The 23,124-nt window shown below is 65.6% G+C and carries 23 protein-coding genes; 9 read left to right on the top strand and 14 right to left on the bottom strand.

Going from position 1 to position 23,124, the window contains the following annotated elements; all coding sequences use genetic code 11:
* Positions 1–140: 140 nt before the first annotated feature.
* Entirely contained in the window at positions 141–1,097 is a 957-nt protein-coding gene (locus C3Y92_RS06600; RefSeq protein WP_129350891.1) for a DUF1385 domain-containing protein, read from the bottom strand.
* A gap of 64 nt (positions 1,098–1,161) precedes the next feature.
* Positions 1,162–1,377 carry a 50S ribosomal protein L31 gene (rpmE, locus tag C3Y92_RS06595; RefSeq protein ID WP_015861775.1) on the bottom strand — a complete coding sequence of 72 codons (216 nt, stop codon included), beginning with the start codon at positions 1,375–1,377 and terminating at the stop codon, positions 1,162–1,164.
* Positions 1,378–1,541: 164 nt separating this feature from the next.
* Between rpmE and thiC the strand changes: the two genes are divergently transcribed.
* Positions 1,542–2,855: a phosphomethylpyrimidine synthase ThiC gene (gene thiC / locus C3Y92_RS06590; protein WP_129350889.1), complete on the top strand. Its 1,314-nt coding sequence runs from the start codon at positions 1,542–1,544 to the stop codon at positions 2,853–2,855.
* Positions 2,856–2,881: 26 nt separating this feature from the next.
* A complete protein-coding gene (gene gpmA / locus C3Y92_RS06585) occupies positions 2,882–3,631 on the top strand; it encodes a 2,3-diphosphoglycerate-dependent phosphoglycerate mutase (protein WP_129350886.1) in 750 nt (249 codons plus the stop codon).
* Positions 3,632–3,893: 262 nt separating this feature from the next.
* Here the strand turns inward: gpmA and der are convergent, their stop codons facing one another.
* The 3 genes from der to C3Y92_RS06570 all read right to left on the bottom strand — a co-directional run bounded on the left by der (position 3,894) and on the right by C3Y92_RS06570 (position 7,085).
* Positions 3,894–5,228, bottom strand: coding sequence for a ribosome biogenesis GTPase Der (gene der, locus C3Y92_RS06580; RefSeq protein WP_129350884.1), 1,335 nt, complete (start codon positions 5,226–5,228; stop codon positions 3,894–3,896).
* A 347-nt stretch (positions 5,229–5,575) separates the two neighbouring features.
* The gene (locus C3Y92_RS21400; RefSeq protein ID WP_235669634.1) at positions 5,576–6,292 is read right to left on the bottom strand and encodes a hypothetical protein; all 717 of its coding nucleotides are present in this window, start codon (positions 6,290–6,292) and stop codon (positions 5,576–5,578) included.
* A complete protein-coding gene (locus C3Y92_RS06570; RefSeq protein WP_235669633.1) occupies positions 6,285–7,085 on the bottom strand; it encodes a DUF2092 domain-containing protein in 801 nt (266 codons plus the stop codon). Before C3Y92_RS06570 ends, C3Y92_RS21400 begins: the two co-directional genes overlap by 8 nt.
* 170 nt (positions 7,086–7,255) lie before the next feature.
* On the opposite strand from C3Y92_RS06570, the gene C3Y92_RS06565 reads away from it, so the two are divergent.
* Positions 7,256–8,092, top strand: a complete 837-nt coding sequence (locus C3Y92_RS06565; RefSeq protein WP_129350879.1) for a hypothetical protein — start codon at positions 7,256–7,258, stop codon at positions 8,090–8,092.
* A 51-nt stretch (positions 8,093–8,143) separates the two neighbouring features.
* A complete protein-coding gene (locus C3Y92_RS06560) occupies positions 8,144–9,514 on the top strand; it encodes an aryl-sulfate sulfotransferase (protein WP_129350876.1) in 1,371 nt (456 codons plus the stop codon).
* A 248-nt stretch (positions 9,515–9,762) separates the two neighbouring features.
* Here C3Y92_RS06560 and C3Y92_RS21105 read toward each other — a convergent pair whose 3' ends face one another.
* Both C3Y92_RS21105 and C3Y92_RS06555 read right to left on the bottom strand, forming a co-directional pair.
* On the bottom strand, positions 9,763–9,939 hold the full coding sequence (locus tag C3Y92_RS21105) for a hypothetical protein (protein WP_165352074.1): 177 nt from the start codon (positions 9,937–9,939) through the stop codon (positions 9,763–9,765).
* Between the two features lie 189 nt (positions 9,940–10,128).
* Positions 10,129–10,503, bottom strand: coding sequence for a hypothetical protein (locus tag C3Y92_RS06555; RefSeq protein WP_129350873.1), 375 nt, complete (start codon positions 10,501–10,503; stop codon positions 10,129–10,131).
* Between the two features lie 223 nt (positions 10,504–10,726).
* On the opposite strand from C3Y92_RS06555, the gene gatB reads away from it, so the two are divergent.
* The 3 genes from gatB to C3Y92_RS06540 all read left to right on the top strand — a co-directional run bounded on the left by gatB (position 10,727) and on the right by C3Y92_RS06540 (position 14,308).
* The gene (gene gatB, locus C3Y92_RS06550; RefSeq protein ID WP_129350870.1) at positions 10,727–12,157 is read left to right on the top strand and encodes an Asp-tRNA(Asn)/Glu-tRNA(Gln) amidotransferase subunit GatB; all 1,431 of its coding nucleotides are present in this window, start codon (positions 10,727–10,729) and stop codon (positions 12,155–12,157) included.
* A 285-nt stretch (positions 12,158–12,442) separates the two neighbouring features.
* Positions 12,443–13,486 (top strand): S-methyl-5-thioribose-1-phosphate isomerase, encoded by a 1,044-nt coding sequence (gene mtnA / locus C3Y92_RS06545; RefSeq protein ID WP_129350867.1) that lies wholly within the window; start codon positions 12,443–12,445, stop codon positions 13,484–13,486.
* Positions 13,487–13,516: 30 nt separating this feature from the next.
* Positions 13,517–14,308: a sulfide-dependent adenosine diphosphate thiazole synthase gene (locus C3Y92_RS06540; protein ID WP_129350864.1), complete on the top strand. Its 792-nt coding sequence runs from the start codon at positions 13,517–13,519 to the stop codon at positions 14,306–14,308.
* Positions 14,309–14,496: 188 nt separating this feature from the next.
* Here the strand turns inward: C3Y92_RS06540 and C3Y92_RS06535 are convergent, their stop codons facing one another.
* Both C3Y92_RS06535 and C3Y92_RS06530 read right to left on the bottom strand, forming a co-directional pair.
* Positions 14,497–16,257 carry an ARMT1-like domain-containing protein gene (locus C3Y92_RS06535; RefSeq protein WP_129350861.1) on the bottom strand — a complete coding sequence of 587 codons (1,761 nt, stop codon included), beginning with the start codon at positions 16,255–16,257 and terminating at the stop codon, positions 14,497–14,499.
* Positions 16,254–17,117: an NAD(+)/NADH kinase gene (locus C3Y92_RS06530; protein WP_129350859.1), complete on the bottom strand. Its 864-nt coding sequence runs from the start codon at positions 17,115–17,117 to the stop codon at positions 16,254–16,256. Before C3Y92_RS06530 ends, C3Y92_RS06535 begins: the two co-directional genes overlap by 4 nt.
* Before the next feature lie 184 nt (positions 17,118–17,301).
* Between C3Y92_RS06530 and C3Y92_RS06525 the strand changes: the two genes are divergently transcribed.
* Together C3Y92_RS06525 and flgM are read left to right on the top strand one after the other, a co-directional pair.
* On the top strand, positions 17,302–17,718 hold the full coding sequence (locus C3Y92_RS06525) for a DVU0524 family FlgM-associated protein (protein ID WP_129350856.1): 417 nt from the start codon (positions 17,302–17,304) through the stop codon (positions 17,716–17,718).
* Positions 17,719–17,776: 58 nt separating this feature from the next.
* Positions 17,777–18,100 carry a flagellar biosynthesis anti-sigma factor FlgM gene (gene flgM / locus C3Y92_RS06520; RefSeq protein WP_129350852.1) on the top strand — a complete coding sequence of 108 codons (324 nt, stop codon included), beginning with the start codon at positions 17,777–17,779 and terminating at the stop codon, positions 18,098–18,100.
* A 111-nt stretch (positions 18,101–18,211) separates the two neighbouring features.
* Here flgM and fliW read toward each other — a convergent pair whose 3' ends face one another.
* The 5 genes from fliW to flgN all read right to left on the bottom strand — a co-directional run bounded on the left by fliW (position 18,212) and on the right by flgN (position 23,117).
* The gene (gene fliW / locus C3Y92_RS06515) at positions 18,212–18,670 is read right to left on the bottom strand and encodes a flagellar assembly protein FliW (RefSeq protein ID WP_015861792.1); all 459 of its coding nucleotides are present in this window, start codon (positions 18,668–18,670) and stop codon (positions 18,212–18,214) included.
* Positions 18,646–18,885: a carbon storage regulator CsrA gene (gene csrA / locus C3Y92_RS06510; RefSeq protein WP_006918472.1), complete on the bottom strand. Its 240-nt coding sequence runs from the start codon at positions 18,883–18,885 to the stop codon at positions 18,646–18,648. Before csrA ends, fliW begins: the two co-directional genes overlap by 25 nt.
* Positions 18,886–19,000: 115 nt before the next feature.
* Entirely contained in the window at positions 19,001–20,533 is a 1,533-nt protein-coding gene (flgL, locus tag C3Y92_RS06505; RefSeq protein WP_129350849.1) for a flagellar hook-associated protein FlgL, read from the bottom strand.
* A gap of 17 nt (positions 20,534–20,550) precedes the next feature.
* On the bottom strand, positions 20,551–22,641 hold the full coding sequence (flgK, locus tag C3Y92_RS06500; RefSeq protein WP_129350846.1) for a flagellar hook-associated protein FlgK: 2,091 nt from the start codon (positions 22,639–22,641) through the stop codon (positions 20,551–20,553).
* The gene (gene flgN / locus C3Y92_RS06495; RefSeq protein WP_129350843.1) at positions 22,641–23,117 is read right to left on the bottom strand and encodes a flagellar export chaperone FlgN; all 477 of its coding nucleotides are present in this window, start codon (positions 23,115–23,117) and stop codon (positions 22,641–22,643) included. Before flgN ends, flgK begins: the two co-directional genes overlap by 1 nt.
* Positions 23,118–23,124: the final 7 nt, after the last annotated feature.

Here is a 23,124-nt window from a genome sequence, read left to right as displayed (position 1 = left end):
GTTTGGGGCGACGGTCGTCTCGCACAGAGTCCGACCGGGCGTCGCGCGCCAAAGCGGTGGTGTTTAATACGATTCGCAATAAAGGCGTTCGTGGTTTCGCCCGAGGGGCGACGCTCGGTCCGGGGACGCGGCCGCCGCTATCAGACGACGGGACGCTCGGCCACCGCGCCGTCCAGGGCGGCCAGGGCCACCTCAATCTGGGCGTCGTCGGGTTCCTTGGTGGTGAGCATCTGCATGAAAAGCCCGGGGGCCGAGATCAGGCGGCAGACGATGTTCGTGTGGAACTTGCCGGCCAGTTTGATGACCTCGTAGGCCAGGGCGCTGACCGGAACCATGAGCACAAGCTTCAGGGCCACGATGTAGGCCTGCTTGAGCACGCTGTTGTCCGGCACGTAAAACGTCATGAGCCAGGGCACGAGGAAGGCGTAGAGCACGATGGAAATGGCCAGGACAAAGAGCAGGAAGGCCGTACCGCAACGCGGATGCAGCCGGGAGAAGCCCCGCGCGCCTTCGGGCGTCAGCGGCGCGCCCTGCTCGTAGGCCCAGATGACCTTGTGCTCGGCCCCGTGGTACTGGAACACCCGGCGGATGTCCGGCAGATAGGAGATGGCCGCCACGTAGCCCAGGAACAGGAGCATTTTGAAAAGCCCGTCCCAGACGTGGAAGCTTAAGTCCTCCACGCCGCCGGACAGGCCCATGCCGCGCATCCCCAGCGAAAACAAGTGGGGCGTGACGACGAAAAGCAGCAAGGCAAAGCCGATGGAGGCGGCCAGGGTGAGCCCCATGGCCCATGGCCCCATCTCCACGCCGTCCTCATCGTCCTCAAGAGCGACCTGGGCCGAGTAGTTGAGCGCCTTGATGCCGTTGACCAGCGTCTCCAGAAGCACCGGGAAACCGCGCAACAGCGGCTTTTTGAGCCACTTGGAGGCGGTGAGCGAGAACCAGGGGCGCACATCAAGCAGAATGTCGCCGCCGGGCTTGCGCACGGCGATAGCCAGTCGCTCCCGGTCGCGCATCATGACGCCTTCCATGACGGCCTGGCCGCCAACGGTGGGCGAAGCAACGAGAAGCGGCAAAAGACGCAGCAATCTTTTCATGGCCGGGGTCCGCAAGGGGCCGCCGGGCGGTTGGTCCGCCCGACGGTCTCGGGCATAGGCCGCACTAGGCCTTTTTCTCGAAATTGGCGTACTTTTTCCGGAAGCGGTCGATGCGGCCGGCGGTGTCGAGGAAGCGCTGCTTGCCGGTGAAAAACGGATGGCAGTTGGAGCAGACTTCGACCTGGACCAGCTCGCCCTTGGTGGACAGGGCCTGGGCTTCGAAACCGCAGTGGCAACGGATGGTGGCCTTGAACGTCTTGGGATGGATATCTTTCTTCATGGCTCGACTCCTTGAATGTCCCTTCCGGGAAAGCGAGATGAACTAACGCCTTTTTATGCCCTTGGCAAGCCCTTCGTGGCACATGATTTCAAACCGATCGGCTTGGACTTTGCCGCCCGCCGTGGTAGACAACCCCTTATCATAACCTGCCACAAGGAAGCAGCATGTCCATCTTCAGCAAAAACGCCGCCCTCGCCGCCATTTTTCGCGCCAACGCCAGCCAGCTCGCCGCCGCCGAAGGCCTGACCCCGGAAACCATCGAGGCGGGAGTCGCCGCCGGAACCATGGTCATCCTGGCCAACCCGGCCCACAAGGACGTCACACCGACCATTATCGGCCAGCCGGCCAAGGTCAAGGTTAATGCCAACATCGGCACCTCCATGTTCGTCACCGACCTCTCCATGGAGATGGAAAAAGTCCGGCTGTGCAAGACCGCCGGAGCCCACGCTCTCATGGACCTGTCCACGGCCGGCGACCTGCACGCCATTCGCGGCGACATCCTGGCCGCCACCGACCTGCCGCTGGGCACCGTGCCCCTTTACGGCGTGGCCCAGCGCCACATCGCCAAGGGCGGCGACCCCAGCGACTTCACCGTGGCCGAGATCCTGGCCGAAATCGCCCGGCAAGCCGAACAGGGCGTGGATTTCATGACCCTGCACTGCGGCATCACCCGCCGGGGCGTGGAACTGGCTTCCGAAGGCGGCCGGGTCACTGGCATCGTGTCGCGCGGCGGCTCCATCCTGGGCCGCTGGATGCGCCGGCACGGCGAGGAAAATCCCTTTTTGACGCACTACGACGACATTCTCGACATCTGCCTGGCCCACAACGTCACCATCAGCCTGGGCGACGGCCTGCGGCCCGGCTGCGGGGCCGACGCCGGCGACGGCGCCCAATGGGAAGAAGTCATCAACCTCGGCCGGTTGGCCGCGCGGGCCATGGAACGCGGCGTGCAAACCATGATCGAAGGCCCGGGCCATGTGCCCTTGCACCTCGTCCAGGGCCAGATTCAGGGCATCAAACGGCTCACCCACGGCGCGCCGCTCTACGTCCTTGGACCGCTGACCACCGACTGCGCCCCGGGCTACGACCACATCGCCGGCGCCATCGGCGGGGCGCTGGCCGCCTACTTCGGCGCGGATTTCCTGTGTTACCTGACCCCGGCCGAACATTTGACGCTGCCCAATGTCGAGGACGTGCGGGCCGGCATCAAGGCCAGCCTCATCGCCGCCCAGAGCGCCGAAACCGCCCTGGGCCGCCCCCACGCCGCCGGCCGCGACCTGGCCATGAGCCAGGCCCGGGCCGACCTCGACTGGGAAGCCATGACCGAACTGTCGCTGGACCCGGACATGGTGCGCGCCCGGCGGGCCAAGCACAGCCAGGAAAAGGAATGCGCCATGTGCGGGGCCATGTGCGCCATGCGCATGATGAGCGTCGAGAGCTTCGAGTGCCCCACCACCGGTGAGGCCAAGACGAAATAACCCAACGGCAACCCCGGGAGAGCGCCATGCATACCCTGGTCCTCGTGCGCCACGGCCAAAGCGTGTGGAACCTTGAAAACCGGTTCACCGGCTGGACAGACGTGGGCCTGACCCCCCAGGGCCGCGAGGAAGCCGCCCAGGCGGCGGCGCTGCTGCGCGACGGCGGCTACGACTTCGACGCCTGCCTGACCTCGGTGCTCTCCCGGGCCGTCATGACCCTCGATATTCTCTTGACCGGCCTCGACCGCCTGTGGCTGCCGGTCACCAAGTCCTGGCGCTTAAACGAACGCCACTACGGCGCGCTCCAGGGCCTCAACAAGGCTGAAATGGCCGCTCAGTACGGCGAGGAACAGGTGTTCGTCTGGCGTCGAAGCTACGACACCCCGCCCCCGGCCCTGGATCCGACCGACGAACGCTTCCCGGGCCGCGACCGGCGCTACGCGACGCTGACCGAGGCCGAACTGCCGCGCTGCGAGTCGCTCAAGGACACCGTGGCCCGGGTTCTGCCTTTCTGGCACGAGGTCATGGCCCCGGCCATCGCCTCGGGCACGCGGCTGCTCGTGGCCGCCCACGGCAACTCCCTGCGCGCCCTGGTCAAATACCTCGACGGCATCGACGACGACGCCATCAGCGAATGCAATATCCCAACAGGCGTGCCGCTTATCTACAAACTCGACGACGCCCTCCACCCCGTCGAACGCTTCTACCTCGGCGACGCCGAAGCCGTAGCCCGCAAAGCCGCCGCCGTGGCCGCCCAGGGCAAGGCGAAGGGATAAGAAAAAAGAGGAAGATGCCTCGGCGGCCGGGAGGGGGTAACCCCCTCCCGGACCCTCCCTCAAAGGGGGATGGTTGGAGGCGTGGGAGCTAAGGGGCGGCGAGTTGGCCGCGTCCCACAAAAAGCCCCCTGGCGCGGTTGCGGCAAGGGGCTTTTTCGTGGTCGGGCGTCCCTTAAAAAATACGACAGTATTGCTTAAGGGAGAATAATGAAATTGGTTTATTGTCTACGAACCGCCATAGGCGCTTTTCGCGGACGCGACACTACCGCTCGTCCTTGGGCTTGTGGCTGGCCCGGCAGACGACCTTGACCGGGGCCGTGGCGATGCCAAAGAGCTTGCGCAGGCTGTTTTCCAGGTATTTGATGTAGGAATCGCGCACTCGCTCGGTGTCGCTGACGAAAAAGACGAAGGTCGGCGGCGCGTCGGCGGCCTGGGTCAGGTAGTAGAACTTCGCCCGCCGGCCGTTGACCAGGGGCGGCTGGTGCTTGTCCAGCGAGGCCCGCATGGCCCGGTTGAGCTCGCCCGTGCCGATGCGGATCTGGCACTCGGCCCAGATGGACTCGGCCTGGGGCAGCACCTTGGCCACGCCCTTGCCCTTGGCCGCCGACATGTAGAGCACCGGCACGTGGGAACACATGCGCAGTTCCCGGGCAATGTCCTTTTGCAGGGCCAGCATGTCCTTTTGGGGCACGAGATCGGTCTTGTTGACGGCCACCAGAAACGCCTTGCGCTCGCTGTCCAGAAACGAAATGAGCCGCTTGTCCTGGACGCCGACGCCGCCGGTGGCGTCGATGACGACCACGGCCACATCGGCCCGCTTGGCGCTGGACAGGGCCTTGGCCACGCTGTAGCGCTCCAGGCCGTCGGTGATGCGGGTGCGCTTGCGCACGCCGGCCGTATCGACAAACAGGTAGCGCTTGCCTTTTTGATGGACCACCACGTCCACGGCGTCGCGGGTGGTGCCGGCGATGTCGCTGACGATAAGGCGCGATTCGCCGACCAGGGCGTTTATAAGCGACGACTTGCCGGCGTTGGGCCGGCCCAGCACGGCCAGACGCAGCACGGTCTGGATCAAGGGCGCGTCGGGATCGTAGGGCTCGGCTTCGGGCAGGCGCTCGGCGATGGCCTCGGCCAGCTCGGCCATGCCCTGGCCGTGGGCGGCGGAAATGGCCAGAAGCGGCAGGCCCCAGGCATGGAAGTCGGCGGTCATGGCGGCCACGCGCTCCAGGCCGTCGACCTTGTTGACGGCCACGATGACGGGCTTGCCCAGTCGGCGCAGGCGCTCGGCCAGATCGTCTTCCAGGGCGGTGCGGCCGGCCTTGCCGTCCACGAGAAACAGCACCACGTCGGCCGTGACCAGGGCGGCCTCGGCCTGTTCGACGATTTGTCTGGCCAGGCTTTCCTCGGCCTCGTAGTCCATGCCGCCGGTGTCGACCAGGGTGACGAAGCGGCCTTCGATCTCGGCCGGAGCCTCCAACCGGTCGCGGGTGACGCCGGGGAGGTCATGGGTGATGGCCCGGCGACCGCGGGTCAGCCGGTTGAAAAGCGTGGACTTGCCTACGTTTGGCCGTCCGACGATGGCCACGATAGGGGGCATGGGATCTCCTTGGGGGACTGGGGGGCGGCCTGGCGCGGGGGATGCTCCCCGGCCGCCGGAGCGGGTCCGGCGTGCCGGCCGGTCGGGGCACGGTCAGGCCGGCTGCGTTCGCCGACGCGAACCAGTCTCTTCATCATGGCTTGGGGGGACATGTCAACAGCCATTATGCAACGCCTCGGAGCCGGTCAAGCCCACGGCGGCCGCCAGGCCGGGAACCGGGCAAGGGTTTCGGACCGTCCTCATCCCCTTGTGCCACCGGATTTGGCTGGAGGGGGCTTCGTCGGAGCGGTCCGGGAGAGGTTGCCCTCTCCCGGACACCGGAATGCTTTTGTGCGGTTGTTGCCGGCTCAATACGGCGGCGGCGGGCAGGGACCCTTGACCGGGACGTAGACCACGCGGTCGCCCTGATACTGTTCGATATAGCAGGTATTGTGGACGTTATAGTAGGTCATGCCGGCGATGGTGACGGCGGCGGCGGCGGCGGGCAGGGCCCACAGCCAGGGGCCGGGGGCGATGGGCGGCGGCGGTCCCCAGGGGCGCGGACCGGGCACGGGCACCGGCACGGGGGCTGGAACCGGCACGGGCGTGATGGGCCGGGGGCCATAGCCGGGACCGGGAACCGGGACAGGAACCGGCCCGATAGGTCGGGGGCCGTAGCCCGGGCCGGGAACGGGCGGACGCGGCGCGACGCCCGGAGCCACCGGCACCGGGCCGGGCATGGGCGCAAAATTGGGTTTGGGCATGGGCGCGGGCGGACGGACCGTGGGCGTGGGGCCCATGGGCGGGCCGCCGCCGAAGCGCAGGCCGCTGCTTGGCGGGGCCATGGGCTTCGGCGCGCCGCCGAAGCCGCCCGGGCGCGGGCCGCCGCCAAAACCGCCGGGCCGGGGGCCTCCCTCGCCGCCGCCGTGGGGACCGCCGCCAAAGCCGCCGCCCCGGGCCTGGGCCTCGGGCGTCAGCAGATGGGACAGAGCCACGATGCCGGGAGCATCAAAGACCAGGGTCAGGGCCGCGGCCAGGGCCAGGACGACCCCGGCCAGCCGGACGCGTCGAGTGGGCTTATTCATGGCCGCCTCCCTGGGCCGCCTGGCCCTCGGCCAGGGGCTTGAGCTCAATGCGCCGCAGCTCCTTGCCGGGCTTGAAGGTGAAAAGATCGGCCGGCAGCTTGGGCGTCATGTTCCAGTCGGAGAAAACGGCGGCATATTGGGGCCAGCCCATGACGTGCTTGTCGGTGATGACCACCTTGCGCGGCAGCGGGGTCTTGTCCTTTTCCACCCACAGCTGCCAATCGGCGTTTTTCTGGGTGAAGGCCAGATGGTCGCAGGCCACGCCGCCGGCGGTGTGCACGCCCACGCAGTCCCCGGTGCGCACGTTGGCCAGGATTTCCCGGCACGGGTCGGCGTAGAGCAGGTCGGACAGCGGCGCGACGATGCCGTAGGTGTCGGCCAGCATGGCAATGGTGGCGTCGATGGTCGGCGGCGCGTCCACCACGGCGTAGACGCCCCGGTCGTAGTCGGCCATGGTCACGGTCTTGCCGTCGTAGACCATTTCCCGGTCGCGTTCGTCGCCGGTGACCCGGGAATACAACTTGTCCGGGCGTTTGACGGCCACATCGGCAAACCGGGTGAGCTGCACGGTCTGGCCGCTGGGGTAGACCTGCTCCTCACTGATTTCCACGGAGAAGCTAAAGGTTTTCTTGCCGGCCAGAAAGGCGCACATGGCCTCCACCGGGGCCTTGGCCTCGGGGGTGATGTCCGCGGTCTTGGCCGGTTCGGCCGGAGCGGTTTGGGCGGCTGCCCGGCCGGCCGGCACGGCGGCCAGCCAGGCGCACAGGACCGCCGTCCACAGGATGCGTCGCATGGATACCTCCTCGGGTTGCCGGCCCGCCGCGTTTCGGGCGAACCGATTGGGCATTGTGCGACACTAGGAGCCGGCCCGGGGGGTGTCAAGAAAAGCAAGGTGGCGGGCAAGGTTCCGCCCCTCTTGCCGGCTCTCGCCGGGTTGGTTTACACTGCTTTGACGGAGGGGACATGCTTCGGGAACTGTTCGCCTTGTGGCGCGACCGGGGTTCGCGTCTGGCCCGCAGTCTGGGCCAGGACCGAGAGGCCGTTTCCATTGACGCCCGCCACCGCCGCTGCCGGGCAGCCTGGGAACCGCATCTGGCCGCCGCCAGGCGGCTGGTCCTTGACGCCGCCGCTTTAGCCTCGGGTCGCGGCACGGCCGTGATTCTCGGTTCCGGGGCCTGTCTGGACGTGCCCGTGGCGGAACTTGCCGGACAGTTCGCCCAGGTGGTGCTGGTCGATGCCCACCATCCCTGGCAGGCCCGCAAGCTGGCCAAGGACTTACCCAACGTGCGCCTTGTCGCCGCCGACGTGACGGGCCTGGCCGGGGTCGCCCGCGACGTCGCCAAGGGCCGGACCGCCCTGCCCTCCCCCGTGCCCCTGCCTGATCCGCTGCCCGGCATTGCCCCGGACTTCACGGCCTCGGTCAATCTGGCCTCCCAACTGGCCATCCCGTTTTATTCGCGCCTGGGCCGCCGCCTGTCCGACGAGGCCCGACAGGCCTTTTACACGGGGATCGTCACGGCCCACGGCGACTGGCTGGCCGATTTGCCCGGCCGGGTCTGCCTGTGCTGCGACACGGCCTGGGAGCGGGTGGACGGCGACAAGGTGCTCGAAAGCCGCGACGCCCTGGAAGGCGTTGCCCTGCCGCCGCCGGACCGGACCTGGACCTGGGCCATTGCCCCGCGCCCCGAGGAATCGCCGGCCTACGACCGGCAAAACCGGGTGGCCGGCTACCTCGACTTCGCCGCCGCCTGGCGCGGCCGCAAGGCTTCCGAAGAACCGGCGACTGTGGCAAAATCATGATGCGGCGCTTGGCCCGGGCCGTCTGACGACAACAGCTTTCGGCGAGGCTTTATGAGCGAGTCCGTGCTTTCCGGTTACGTTCTGGTCGCCCCCCAGGAATCGACGTTTACCTATCTCGTCGACCGGGGCGGCGCGGTGGTCCATACGTGGAAGAGCGACTTCAACGCCGGGCTGACAGCCACGCTCACCGAAGACGGCCATCTGTTCCGGGCCGGCAAGGTAGCCAATGACCACTATATCCACGGTTCCGGCGGCGTCATTGAGGAATACGACTGGGACGGCAATCTGGTCTGGCAGTATTTCTACAACGACGCCGAGGAGTTCCAGCACCACGATTTCACCGTCCTGCCAAACGGCAACGTGCTGTTTATCGCCGCCGAGATCATCACCGCCGACGAAGCCCTGGCCCTGGGCCGCGATCCCGCCAAGCTGCGCGACGGCTATCTCGTGGCCGACAAGCTCGTGGAAGTGAAGCCGGACGGCCTTACCGGCGGCGAGGTGGTCTGGGAGTGGCGGGCCATCGACCACATTGTCCAGGATGTGAACCCCGGCAGCGCCACGTACGGCAACGTTGCCGCCCACCCGGAACTCGTGGACTTCAACTACGAGGGCCGCCCCTCCTTCCCGGACGGCTGGACCCATATGAACAGCGTGGACTTCGACGAAGACACCGGACAGGTGCTCGTCAGCGTGCGCAACTACAATGAAATCTGGATCATCGACCACACGACTACCACGGCCGAGGCGGCCGGCCACACGGGCGGGGACTGGGGCCACGGCGGCGACCTGCTCTACCGCTGGGGCAATCCCGAGGCCTACCGGGCCGGAACCCGGGCCGACCGCGAGCTTAACGGCCAGCACGACGCCAAGTGGATCGACGACGGCCTGCCGGGGGCCGGCAATATCCTGGTTTTCGACAACGGAGCCGAGCGCCTGGGCGGCAAGTATTCCCGTGTGCTGGAACTGGCCGTGCCCACGGCCGGGGACGGGATCTATTATCTGTCCGCCGACGGAACCTACGGCCCGGCCGAAGCAAGCTGGTCCTACACGGCCCAGACGCCGACCACGTATTATTCCGCCCGCATGAGCGGGGCCCAGCGTCTGCCCGACGGCAACACCCTCACCACCGTGGGCGACGCCGGCACCCTGGTGGAAGTAACCCCCGAGGGCGACACGGCCTGGGTCTACGACGCCGACCGCACCGTGCTCGAAGGCGCGGCCCCGGGTTCGGAGACGTCGGTCTTTTACGCCAGCTGGTATCCCGAGGATTACGCCGGTTTGGCCGGCAAGGCCTTGATCCCCCAGGATGCGACCTTGGGGATGCTTACGCGCTACGCGACCAATACCCTGGAGACGACCCTGGGGACATCCAAGGCGCTCATGGCCGGCTCGCCCGCTTTGCTGGCCTCCCCTTTGGCCTGATGCCATTTCCGCTTCTCCAGGCAATCGGCTCAAGGAACAGCGGCTGATTGATTGGTCTCTCTTTCAAACATCCCGGCTGTTATGTTTCCCGTCCGGCATGAGATGTTTCCCCCCTGGCATCGCGTTCGGGAGAGAATCCGACGCCAGCTTGACGCTTCTGCACCGCAAAAGACATCCGGCAAAGCAGGCCATGCCCAATAAAAAAGGGCCGCTCAGGCGACCCCGTACAACGCGATGCTGTAATACGACTAGTTGAGCCAGATCAGGAAAAAGTCAACGGACTCAAACTTGCCGTTGTTGTTGCCGAGGGCATCGACGATGCTCTGATACAGCGTCGAAGCCGGATCAGCCGCCATGGCGGCGGTCGGAGCAAAACACATCCCCAGAGTCAAGGCCAACAGTGCAGCGGAAATCCACTTTCTCATGTTCCTCCTCCTTGGTTCGTGCAGCAACAATACAACTCCCACGGAACCTTCATAGACAATGCTCATGTTTTTGGCAAGCCAATACCGCAACAGTTCTTTACAATCCTGTCACAAACCCGCTAACGCAAACGGCCGCCGCCAGAGTCCGGAACTCCAGCGGCGGCCGTTTGCCAAGACAAGGCCTCAGGACTACTTGTTCTTGTATTCCTTCCGCTTTGCTTCGTAGAGTTCATCGATGTAGTCGGTCTTGATCTTGAGTTCCTCGGCCTTGTCGAGCAGGCTTTTGAGGGCCGCGTCAGCCTCGGCCAGGGCCGCGTCGGCCGCGCCGGCCGCCTTGCGGGCGATGCGCTCGTTTTCCGCCGCCCGGACCTCTTCCATCACCTTGCGGTACTCGGTCTCGGCCTTGCGCAATTCCTTGGCCAGCTGCTCCGGCATCATGGAGTCATAGTCCTGGGCCGCCGCCTGCCCCGGGGCAAAAAGCGCCAACACGACCAGACAGCAAACCGCCGCAACAAAACCGGCAACGCGTCCGCCGCGTCCCGTCAACATGTCGATTCGACCCATGGCATGCCTCGCGTCCTGTAATATGGTGGGACATCCCGCCGCCAGCCGGCGCAGGCGGGCGCGCCCATGACCGTTGTAGGCCCGCCGCTCCAAAATTACAACCGTTTGCCGGACCAAGTTGCGCCTTGGCGCGCCATTGACCGGCTTGCCGGAAGCGGGGTACACCCGCCAGCGAAATTTCACGCCGCGCAGGCTTGCGCGGCCGCCGCAAGGAGCCCCTTTCATGGCCAGGTACGAAACGGTCATCGGCGTCGAGGTCCACGCCCAGCTCAAAACCACAAGCAAAATCTTTTGCTCCTGCTCCACCCGCTTTGGCGTCGATCCCAACGAAAACGTCTGCCCGGTCTGCTCGGGCATGCCCGGCGTGTTGCCGGTCTTAAACGCCAAGGTCGTCGAGTACGCCGCCAAGATGGGCCTGGCCACGGGCTGCACCGTCAATCCGGTCTCGGTCTTTGCCCGCAAGAACTATTTCTATCCCGATCTGCCCAAGGGCTACCAGACCTCCCAGTTCGAGCAGCCCATCTGCGAGCACGGCCATGTGGACATCAGCGTGGACGGCGCGGCCAAACGCGTCGGCATCACCCGCATCCACATGGAAGAGGACGCCGGCAAGAACATCCACTCCGCCGCCGACAACTTGAGCTACGTGGACCTCAACCGGGCCTGCGTGCCGCTTATCGAGATCGTCTCCGAACCGGACATGCGCGGCCCCGAGGAAGTCGTGGCCTACTTAAAGGCCCTGCGCGCCATCCTGGTCTACCTCGACGTCTGCGACGGCAACATGGAGGAAGGCTCCTTTCGTTGCGACGCCAACGTGAGCCTGCGCCCCGTGGGCCAAGCCGAGTTCGGCACCCGGGCGGAACTCAAAAACCTCAACAGCTTCCGCCACGTCCAGAAAGCCATCGAATACGAAGTGGAACGCCAGGCCGACATCCTCGACGACGGCGGGAAGGTCATCCAGGAAACCCGCCTCTACGACGCCGCCAAAAACAGCACCGCCTCCATGCGCGGCAAGGAAGAGGCCCACGACTACCGCTATTTCCCGGACCCCGACCTCGTGCCCGTGCGCATTGAGGCCGCCACCCTGGAAACATGGCGCGCCGAGCTGCCTGAGCTGCCCGAAGCCCGCCGCGCCCGCTTTGTCGCCGACTTCGGCCTGTCCGACTACGACGCCGAAGTGCTCACGGCCGAACGCGACATGGCCGAATACTTCGAAGCCGCCGTGGCCGCCGGGGCCGACCCCAAAAAGGCCGCCAACTGGATGCAAAGCGAACTGTTGCGCGAACTCAACCAGGCCGGCCTGACCGCCCGGGAAGCCAAGCTCACCGCCGACAAACTGGCCGCCCTCATCAAGCTCATCGACTCCGGCGAAATCTCCGGCAAGATCGCCAAGCAGATCTTCCCCGACCTCTTTGCCCAGGGCCTTGACCCGGCCGATTACGTGCGTCAAAAGGGCCTGTCGCAGATTTCCGATTCCAGCGCTCTGGAATCTGCCGTGGAGGCCGTGCTGGCCGCCAACCCGGCCGAGGTGGAAGCCTTCCGGGGCGGCAAGACCAAGCTCATGGGCTTTTTCGTGGGGCAGATCATGAAGGCGACCAAGGGCCAGGCCAACCCGGGGCTCGTCAACGAACTGCTGCAAAAAAAGCTCGGCTAGGGCCGCGCGCCGAAGACGAAAGAAATCCCGGCCGCGATGAACGCGGCCTGCTGCTTTTTTTGCTCGGACGCGGCGCAGCCTCATGACGTGGCGAACCGCCCGGAGCGTTGCGCGGAAGGGTTTTGCGCGTGGCTTGCGGCGACGCCTTTTGGGCGGCCGCCCGGGCCAGGGTGAAACGCAACACGCCAAATTTGCGACTGATGCCGCCCTGGCCGCCAGGGCCTGCCCGACCGCCGGACGGCGGCGCGGGGCGCGTTTTGGACACTCTCTATCCCGGAAGCCGCCATGACCGACCATATCGCCTTTTCCGCCGACAAACAGGCCCTGCTCCTCCTTGACCAGCGTTTCCTGCCCGACCGCGAGGAATGCTTTGTGGTGCGCAACACCGCCGACACCGTCTACGCCCTGCAAACCATGGTGGTTCGCGGCGCGCCGGCCATCGGCGTCACCGCCGCCTACGGCTGCTGGTTGGCCGGGCGCGAGGCGGCCGAGGCCGGAGCCGCCTGGAAGGACCGCCTGCGGGAGCTGCTTGTCGAGCTGGAACAGGCCCGGCCCACCGCCGTCAACCTGCGCTGGGCCGTGGAACGGATGCGGGAGAAATGGGCCGCCCTGGGCGACGTCTCCCTGGACACGCTGCTCTCGGCCTGGCTCGGCCTGGCCCAGGACATGCACAGCGAAGACATCAAGATCAACAAGGCCATGGGCAGAAACGGGGCCGAGCTTATCGCCGACGGCGACACCGTGCTCACCCACTGCAACGCCGGCGCCCTGGCCACGGCCGGCTACGGCACGGCCCTGGGCGTCATCCGGGCCGCCTTCGAGCAGGGCAAACGCATCCAGGTCATCGCCGACGAGACCCGGCCGTTTTTGCAGGGCGCGCGCCTGACCGCCTATGAGCTGGCCAAGGAAGGCATCCCGGTGACCGTCGCCTGCGACAACGCCGTGGGGCATCTCATGAAGCGCGGCATGGTGCAAAAGGTCGTGGTCGGCGCGGACCGCATCGCCGCCAACGGCGACGCCGCCAACAAGATCGGCACCTACACCGTGGCCCTGGCCGCCAAGGCCCATGGCGTGCCCTTCTACGTGGCCGCCCCGGCTTCCACCTTCGATCTGCGCATCGCCACCGGCGACGAGATCCCCATCGAGGACCGCACCCCGCGCGAAGTCACCCACGTGGGCGAATACCGCATCACCCCGGAAAACGTCCCGGTCTACAACTATGCCTTCGACGTCACCCCGGCCGAACTCATCACCGGCATCATCACCGAGCGCGGCGTGCTGACCGCGCCCTATGTCGAGTCCATTCGCGCCGTCATCGGCGGGAAGTAGCATCAACCCGAAGCGACAAGGACCCAACACATGTCTCTCGACGAACGCGTTATCACCCAGGCCATCCTGGAGACCTATTTCGAGAAGTTCAAATCGAGCCTTGATCTTGACGTCGCCATCGTCGGCGGCGGCCCCTCGGGCATGACCGCCGCCCGGCTTTTGGCCAAAGACGGCTTCAACGTCGCCCTTTTTGAACGCAAGCTATCCCTTGGCGGCGGCATGTGGGGCGGCGGCATGACGTTTAACATGATCGTCGTCCAGGAAGAGAGCGTGCACCTGCTCACCGACGTGGGCGTGCCCGTCAAACGCTACAAGGACAACTACTTCACCGCCGACGCCGTGGCCGCCACCACCACCCTGGCCTCGGCCGCCTGCCTGGCCGGCGCCAAGATCTTCAACTGCATGAGCGTCGAGGACGTCATGCTGCGCGAGGAAAACGGCGTCAAACGCGTCACCGGCATCGTCATCAACTCCTCGCCCGTGGAGATCGCCGGCCTGCACGTCGATCCCGTGGTGCTGGGTTCCAAATACCTCGTCGAGGCCACTGGCCACGCCGTGGAAGTGCTGCAAACCCTGGTGCGCAAAAACGACGTGCGCCTCAACACGCCCTCGGGCGGCATCGAGGGCGAACAGTCCATGTGGGCCGATACGGCCGAGATCAACACCGTCAAGAACACCCGCGAGATTTTCCCGGGCCTGTACGTGGCCGGCATGGCCGCCAACGCCAGCTACGGCTCCTACCGCATGGGGCCGATCTTCGGCGGCATGCTGCTGTCGGGCGAAAAAGTCGCCGCCGACATCGCGGCCAAGCTCAAAGGCTAGCAGACCAGGGCAGGCGAAAACCGCTCCAGCTCCCGAAACGGGAAAACGCTCCCTCCACCAAAAAGGGCCGCGGCATTGCGCCGCGGCCCTTTTTCCTGAAGTCACGCCTGGCCTTTCCCTTTGCAGGGGTCCGGGGGGATCATCCCCCCGGCCGCCGGGGGCCTCTTTTTTGGCTCTTCCGCTCTCCCCTACCCGCAATCGATGCCCGCGTCGCAGAACCGCCCCACGCCGTATTCGCGGCGGCGGAAGAACTTTTCCGGGTCCGGGCCGATGATCTGCATTTCCCGGTGGCGCTGCTGCATGGACAGGGCGATGCGCATTTCCTTGGTGCAGCCGGTGGAGAAGGTGGCGTCCTTGCCGGCCCAGACCGGCGGCGCCTTGCGGCCGATGAGCTCAAAGCTCTTTTCGATGTCGAAGTGGGTCTGGAACCGCCACACGTCAATAAGGCCGCTGCGCTGCACCTTTTCCCACATGAACATCAAATCGTCGGCGTCCATGCCCTCCTCGAAATGCTCGGCCGGATTGATGATATAGACCCCGGGCGACTTGCGGCGCAGGTAGGCCACAAAGGCCGTGACCAGCTCGATGGCCACCTTGGTCTGGCCCGGCACCGAGCCGATGATAGCGCTGTAGAACATCACCGACCGTCCGGCCGTCTTGGCCTGGCGCATGCCGAGGATGATCTCCTCGGCCTTGGCCGTGATCTCGGCCTCGGTAAAGGACACCGCTCCGGGGGCGCGGGGCTTGAAGTCGAAACGCAGCCCGTCGCCGGGCAGACGGTAGAAGGCGGCCACGTCCCGGGTGAACTGGTGGCTGGTGAGGATGAGCCGGCGGTGGTTGCGCTCGCCCTTGGCCACCACGAGATCGGCCTCTTTCCAGGCCCGGGCGAAGGTCACGGACACGCGGTAGAGATTGAGCCGCTCGCGGGTGCCGTCGGAGATGACGGTGAGCGGGTTTTCACGGATGACCTGCAGCAGATCGTTTTTGGTGATGCGCTGGTCGGTGAGGAAATGGGCGTCGGCCAGGGCCGTGTCCAGGATGGGGTCGCCGTCGGTGTCCCAGATGGTCGGGGCCTCGAAGTAGAACCCCTCCTTGAAGGCCAGCATGACCCGGTGGCCCATGCGCAACAGCGTGCGCACGGCCAGCAGGTCGAACATGACCCCGCCGGCGGTATCGACGAGATAGAGGATCTTGAGCCTGGCCCCGCGCCGGGGGTCGAGCATGGTCTCCAGCCGGGAAAACTCCGGCGGGAAGCTCTCCATGACCGCGTCCAGGGCTTCCGGGCCGGGGCAGGCCCCGTCGCCCTCCCAGACCTCGGGCATGACGGACATGGCGAACAGCCGCTTGAGCTCCAGCAGATCTAGGACATGGCGCAGCTCGGGGATGGAGCCGCAGCCGGGCAGATCGGTCGGGCAGGCGTGGAGCATGCCGCGAAAGGTTTCGCTTTGGATGAAGGCGAAAGCCCGGCGGTTAGCGGCCCGGCGGCGTTCCCGGTAGGGGTCGTCCAGGCCCGACTGGGTGAGAAAAATGGTGTTGAGGCGCTTGCCCAGGCGCGAGGGAATCAGCGTGGGCTTGACCAGGGCCTGACGGTACTTGAGCTGGCACAGGGTGCGAATTTTGCGCCGGGTGTAGTCGTCAGGGACAAACGCGTCGATGAGCCCGTCGATGCGGGCCAGGCGGGCGTCATACTCGGCCACCACCTGCGGATCGGCCTGTTCGGTGAGCAGGTGCCCGAACATGGCGTCGGTGCAGGGCACATAGATCTGGTCCGGGGCCAGGGCCACCATGAAGCGCAGTTGCTCGGGGGAGGCGTTTTTTTCCGGGTCGATGGAGTGTTCGAGGTTGTTCTCGGTCATGAAATGCAAAAGCCAGGCGTCGAGAATGGGATCGACGCCGTAGCGCGGGGCCTGGCCGGGGACGGGCAGAACGGAGGGCACTTCCTGGATCATGGGCGGTTAATAAATCCCTTGAGCCGCAGGCGCTCGAAATAGCTCTCCCCCGGGCGCTTGGCCAGACGCAGGCAGCGGTCGGCCTTGGTGACGAGCACCACGTCGTGGTCGTCCAGGGCAAAGAGTTCCTGACCGTCGCAGGTCAGGTACATGTTGGTTTCCGGGGCCGACAGGGCCAGGCGCACCGGCGCGTCGGCCGGCACGACCACGGGTTTGAAGTCGCTTAAAAACGGGCAGATGGGCACCACGCACAGGACGTCCAGGCCCGGGTAGATGAGCGGCCCGCCGGCCGAGACGCAGTAGGCGGTGGAGCCGGTGGGCGTGGAGATGACCACGCCGTCGGCCCGCAGCGTGCAGACGTCGGTGTCGCCAAGGGTCACGTCAAAGGCGGCCAGCCGGGCCATGGCTCCCCGGCTGATCACGGCGTCGTTGACCGAGATGGTGGAAAAGACCGTCTCGCCCCGACGGATGACGGCCACCTCGATCATGAGGCGGCGGGTCTCGACAAAACCGTTTTGCAGGATGTCGCCGAGCACGTCTTCCCAGTCGGCCAGGCCGGCCGAGGTCATGAACCCCACCCGGCCGAGGTTGATGCCCAGTAGCGGCACGCCATCGACCACGCGCTTGCGGGCAGCCGAGAGCATGGTGCCGTCGCCGCCAAGGACCAGGGCCAGATCCGGCGGCGTGGCCACCACGACCCCGGCCGGCAGGACCGCGTGGGCGGCGTCGGGCAGGTTTTCCCGCACGAGACACACGACGTCCCGGGCGGCAAGCCATTGGGCCACGGTCCAGGCCATGGCCCGGGCCTGGTCGTGGTCGGCTTTGTAGATGACGAGAACGGTGCGTATGGGGCGCGACATGGCGTGTGTCCGGTTGTTGTTGCCCCGGTCAGGCCGGGGGAAGCGTGTTATAAGGCAAAGGGGCAAGCGATACAAGGAAGGCGGCCCGGGGTTTCCGGGCGATTGGGCGTGGATTTTTTTTGCCGACACCTCTAAAGGTTAGGGCGAAGCGTCCGATAAGACCCCTGAGAAGGAGCCATTCGCCGTGACCGCCATCCCTTATCAGGTCAGCGCCATGTTGCGCACCTACGGAAGGCAGGTGACCACGGCCCGGCGGCTGGCCCGGTTCCGCCGGTCGCTGCAGCCTGTCGATGACGAGCAATCCCAGATTTCCCGGGAAGCCAAGCGCCGGGAACTGGTGGGGCGGGTGGCGGCCGAGATCGTGGAGAACTGCATCGTGGCCGGCAGCGACACGCCGGTGGTCGAGGAGCTCAAGGCCGAACTGGAAGAGGAACTCGGTTTCCCCGTGGTGTTCGCCTATCCGCCGGAAGAACAGGAAATGCAGATTTTTCGCAAGGACCCGGGACGAGAAGCCGTGCCCCTCGTCGGCGAGGCCAAGGCGGCCGCCATGCGGCGGCTGTGGGAATTGGCCCTGGAAAAAGTTGACGCAACCATGCTCTAATCATCGGTCCCCCCGCAGCCGATAAGTACAGTGCGGAGAACGCGGGAGGGGGGTCGCCATGGACATCAAGAACATCTTCGGAATCAATCAGCCCTACGGGCAAAATCGTGTCGGGCGCAGCGACTCCGGCGAATCTTCAAGTGTGTCGAGGGGCAAGACGGACAACTCCGGCGGCGCGTCCGGTTCGTCGGCCGACCGGGTGACGCTTTCCGACGGCGGCAGGCTCGTGTCCGTGGCCACGCGCACGGCACAGGAAGCCCCGGAATCGCGGGCCGACAAGGTCGCGTCCCTCAAGGCCCAGGTGGAGGCCGGCACCTACCAGCCGGACTCCAAGAAAATCGCCGAGAAGCTGCTGACCATGGAGTCGGAACTGTTCGGCTAGGCGCGCGCCAAAAAACGCGCCGCGAAGCCCCTAGGGCCACGCGGCGACGCGAACAACGGACAAGTATTTCCTGACGCCTTTTCGGACCGCCTCGCCGGGTCCGGGAAGGCGTCAGCTCTTTTTGGGAGTGGCCATGCCCGGCGTATAATGGGCCGGATAGCGCGAGTCGGTCTGGGGAATTTGCAGGCCGACGCGGGCTTCGTTGTTGACCACGATGGGGCCGCTGAGATTTAAGGTGGTACGCTCGGGCATCCCCTGGGGGATGGTCACGGTGACCAGGACGGTGGCCTGCTCCCGGGAGTCGATGCCTAAAAGCCGCCGGTCCGCCTCGCCGATGACCACTTCGTATTCGGTCATAAACGAGTAGGGATCGGCCACGAGCAGCCCCAGCGACGGGTTGTCGAGGCTTTGCAGCACCAAAAACGGGGAGTCCTCGCGCACCTGGATGAGGGTGAATTCCCGCTGATCCCCGAAGCCGATGAGGCCCCTGGGGAATTGCAGCACCCGTTCTTCCGGCAACGTCAAGCGCCCAAGGCGCGTTTCCACTATTCGTTCGTTTTTTTTGGCCATAACTTCGCCGCCGCCAGGACATCGGAATCCATGGCGCAAAGCGCCTGCCGATTCTGTTCAAGCACCCGCAGATAAACCTCTTCGCGATACACCTGCATGTCGTCGGGCACTTCCAGCCCGATCTTGATCTGCTTGCCCTGGACCCCCAGGACGGTGATCTTGATATGGTCTCCGAGGTGCAGGCTTTCGCCCGGCCTCCGGGTCAAGATGAGCATGAACGCCCACGCCCCCACTTGTGTTTCTGGACGCGAAAAATGCCGTCTTCGCGCCCGGTTATCGACCCTTCTAGCCGTGTGGGCCGGCCTTTGTCAACGCCTGGAGCCACGGCCGCTAAATATAGCTGACCAGGGACAGGTTCATCACCGTGCTCGAGGACTTGAGCACGGCCTGATAGGCCAGCTCCTGCTGGGCCAGCTTGGTGATGAGCTCGGTCAAGTCGGCGTCCTCGGTTTTGCTCAGCGTGTCGTCCGCGTTCTCGGCCAGGGTATCGACCATGACGCCGGCCGCCGTCACCCGATTTTCCCGCGCGCCCACCGAGGCGGCCACGGTGAGCACCTGCTCCTGGGACGCCGTCAGCTGATCCAGGGCTTCCTGGCAACCCTGCTGATTGTTGGTTTCGAGGTAGCCCACGAGCTTGCCCACGGTCTCGAACAGGTTGGCGTCCACCGACCCTTCGAAGGTCACGGCCTGGCCGTTGTAGACCCCGCCGAAGATGTCCTTGCCCACGCCGTTGACCGTGACCGAGTCCGTGGGGGAAATGGCCACGTTGATGTCGGCGGTGCTGGGCTGGATGAAGAACTGGCTGCCGGAAACCACGGTGGCGGCGCTGTCGAGGGTCAGCGAACCGCCGGGCACGGGCAGGCTCACCGTCGTGCCGCTGGGCGTGCCCGAGGTGTTGCCCGACACCCAGGAGCGGCCGCCGTCGGTGCTGTAGGAATAGGCAAAGGGCGCGCTGAAATCGCAGTCCTCGTCCAGACGCACGGCGACGTTGCCGGAAAACACCCCGGCCACCGAGGCCGTGACCGTGGCCACGGAACCGGTCGCGTTGACGACGGTCACGCCGTCGTTGGTGTTGCCGTTGTAGACCGCCGTGGGCCGGATCCACATCCAGGTGCCGTCCGCGTCCTCGTGGTCGGCGCAGGCCGTGACGCTGTCCAGGGCGTCATTGCCCAGGGTCATGGTCACGCCGCCGAGGTTGAGTTCCTGGGGATCGTCGGTGGTGGCGGTATTGTAGGAGCCGGCGGTCCAGGTGGTCCCGCCATCGGCGGAGTAGGAAAACGCCGGCTGGTGTCCGGCGGTGTCGGTGCCCATGAACTGCACCAGCAGTGTGGAATTGCTGGAACCGGTGAGGGTGAAGCCGCCGTTGGAGGCGACCACGGCGTCGAAAGCCGCGTCATTGGAATTCATCCACAGGGACTGCGAAAAGGCCTCGGCATTGGTTTTTTGGCCGGCAAACAACGACTGCCCGCTGTATTCGGTGTTGGCCAGGGAGATGAGCTGCTGGAAATACTGGCGCACGGCCGAGGCGATCTCTCCCCGGTTCTCCTCGGTGACCGAGCCTGTGGCCCCCTGCTCGGCATAGCCCTTGATGGAGGTGATGAGCGTGCTGACCGAGGTCAGCGCGCTGTCGGACTGGGTCAGCCAGCCTTCGGCGCTGGTGATGTTGCGCTTGTATTGGGTGAGCTGGCTGATGTCGCAGCGCGTCTGGAGCACCAAGGCCGCGCCGTTGGGATCGTCGGAGGGCGCGTTGATGCGCTTTTGGGTGGACGACTGGAGATTGGTCTCCATGAGCTTGCTCAAGGCGGCGTTGTTTTGCCGGACGATGGAGCCGTAGATGCTTTGCTGGGCGACGCGCATGACCATGGTGAACCTCCGGGAGCCTAGTTCTTGAGCCCCAGGACTGTCTCGAACATCGAATTGGCGGTGCTGACGAGCTTGGCCGCGGCCTGGTAGGAATGCTGGAACTTGATCATGTTGGTCAGTTCCTCATCAAGATTGACGCCGGAAGTCGAGAGCTGCTGCTCGTTGAGCTCGGCGGCCAGGGCCGCTTGGTAGGTGGCCTGGTACGAGGCGGCGGCGGTGTCCGAACCGACCTTGGAAACCAGGGAGGCGTAATAGTCGGTAAGCGTCTGGTTCACCGTGGTCTTGCCCGCGACATAAAAAGCGATTTTTGTGTTTTCCAGTTCGGTCATGGCCTTGGCCGTGAGGTTGTCGCCCACGGCCACCAGCCCGTCCGCCCCCACGTGGCCGGCGTTGATCCGGTTGAGGTCGGTGCCGACGACATCGTTGACGGCCACGTCCGAAGCCTGTGAGCCGGTGAGAAACGTGTTGACGCCAAGGGCGGCCAAAACACCCGAAGAATCGTCGCCGAATTGGAAAGTCGCCCCGCCTGTTCCCACGATGGACAGCCGACTGTTGACCACCGAAGCGGTGACGGCGCCGCCAAAGGCGCCGTTGATCGCGGTGATGACGTCGTCAAGGGAGTCGCCGGGGGTGAAGCTGATGGCGGCGCTGGCCGTGAGCGCGCCGTTCGCGTCGTAGACGTACATCATGGACGCGCCGGACTGGAGGCGGTTGCCGTAGTCAAGACCGGAAGTCGGCGAATCCAGGGCAAAAGTCGAATCGACCACGGCGTTTGTTCCTAGGACCGAACTGAAATTCTTCAGGCCCGCGCCCTGGGAATGGATGCGGTTGACCTCCCAGACCATGCTCTTGGCAAAGGCGTCGAGGGTGTCCTGAAACTCGCCAAGCTCCTCGTCGCGGAACAGGAACGCGCCGGCCAGCGCCCCCCCGGTGAGACGCCGGGTGTTGTCCGTGCCGTCGGCGTACTGCTGGGGGGTGATGTTCTCGGCCGTGCCGGCCGTGGTGTACCAGTACAGGGCCTTTTTCGGGACCAGGGTAAAGGTGTCGCCGACATTGAGGTTGTCGGCGGCCGGCGTGGTCGGATCGTCAACGTTGGCGAACCAGATGTCGAGGTCGCCGACCCGGACCTTGGAACCTGCGGCCTCGGCCTGATAGACCGCCGTCGTGCCGTCGTCGTTGGTCAGCCAGGTGCGGCCGCCGTCCAGGGACACCTGAAAGGCCGCGCCGCCGCCCACGGCGCCGCCCGACACCACCTTGAGGGTGTATTCGTCGTTGTCGGCGCCGTCGTAGTAGGCTTGGACGTCGCTGACGGGAGGGCCAAGGGACGTGGGCGAAAGCTGGCGCACGGTCTGGCCCTGCTCGAACTTGAAATCAAAGGCCACCACCCCGTCCACCACGGTCTGGCCGGCCGTGGTGTAGACCGTGATGTTGCCCTTGCCATTGTCAACGACGCTGATGTCGACAAGGCCCGCCATCTCGCGCAGCTTGACGTCACGCAGGTCGTAGAGATTATTGGGATTGCTCTTGCCGTCGATCTGGGTCTGGTTGATCTGGTTGTTGAGGTCGGCGATGTCCTTGGCCAGTTCGTTGAGCTGATCGACGCCGGCGGCGATGCTCTGGTTGGCCTGGTCTTCGAGTTGCCGCATGGAATCGGCCTGGGAGCGCAGGGTGCTGAGCAGGGTCTCGGTGTCGTCCACCAGGGTCTGGCGCACGGCGGCGCTTTCCGGACTGGTGGTCAGGTCGCCCCAGTCGTCGAAAAATTTGTTCAGCGAGGTGTTGAGCCCGTCGGTGTTGGACTCGTTGACGAGGTTCTGCACGCTTTGCAGGCCGTTGTAGAGGGTCTGGTAGCGGTCCCGGGCCGACACCTTGGTCAGGTATTGGGCCTCGACGAACTTGTCATGGGCGCGCACCACTTCCTGGGCCACCACGCCGGTGCCGACCTGGCCGGTGAACGTGTTGACGTACTGGCCGTCTTTGAGCACCACCGACTGGCGGCTGTAGCCCTCGGTGTCAACATTGGAAATGTTGTTGCCGGTGACCTGCAAGGCCGCCTGGTTGGCGCGAAGGGCCCCTGCCCCCATGGAAAGCAGGGAAGTGATGCCGGACATCAGAGCCTCCCGCTGATCATGCCCGGAGGCGGCGTGGCCGAGGCCATGCGGCCCCTGGCCCCGTAGACGCCCTTTTTCGGGGTCATGAGCTTTTGCAGGTTGTCCAGGCTCGACTTGGTCACGTCATACAGCCCAAGAGCCATGGCATAGTTGCGCGAGGCCTGCTTGGCCGAGCGCTGCTCGGTCTTTTCGATGGCCTCATAAAGGCCCTGGGCCGCCTCCCGGGTCTGGGGGTCGAGCTGTCCGGCCAGATCGGCCAGCCGCTTGGCCTGGGGGTCCAGGGCGGCGTACAGGGCGTGGAGGCTGTGGCGCTCCGCCGTGATCTGGCGCAGCAACTCCTGGATGGAAAATTCCACCGAGGCTACCGCCGCTGGCTGGCGCGTGGAAAGATGGGAAAATTCTTCCGCCAGAAGGCTTTCCAGGAGAGTGACGGCCCCAAGCTGCCGGCGCAGGTTCGAAAGTATCAGACCCTTCATGGCGTTC

Source organism: Solidesulfovibrio carbinolicus, assembly GCF_004135975.1.
Classification (GTDB): domain Bacteria; phylum Desulfobacterota; class Desulfovibrionia; order Desulfovibrionales; family Desulfovibrionaceae; genus Solidesulfovibrio; species Solidesulfovibrio carbinolicus.
The sequence above is the reverse complement of the archived record's forward strand: the minus strand, read 5'-3'. Positions and strand labels throughout refer to the sequence as shown.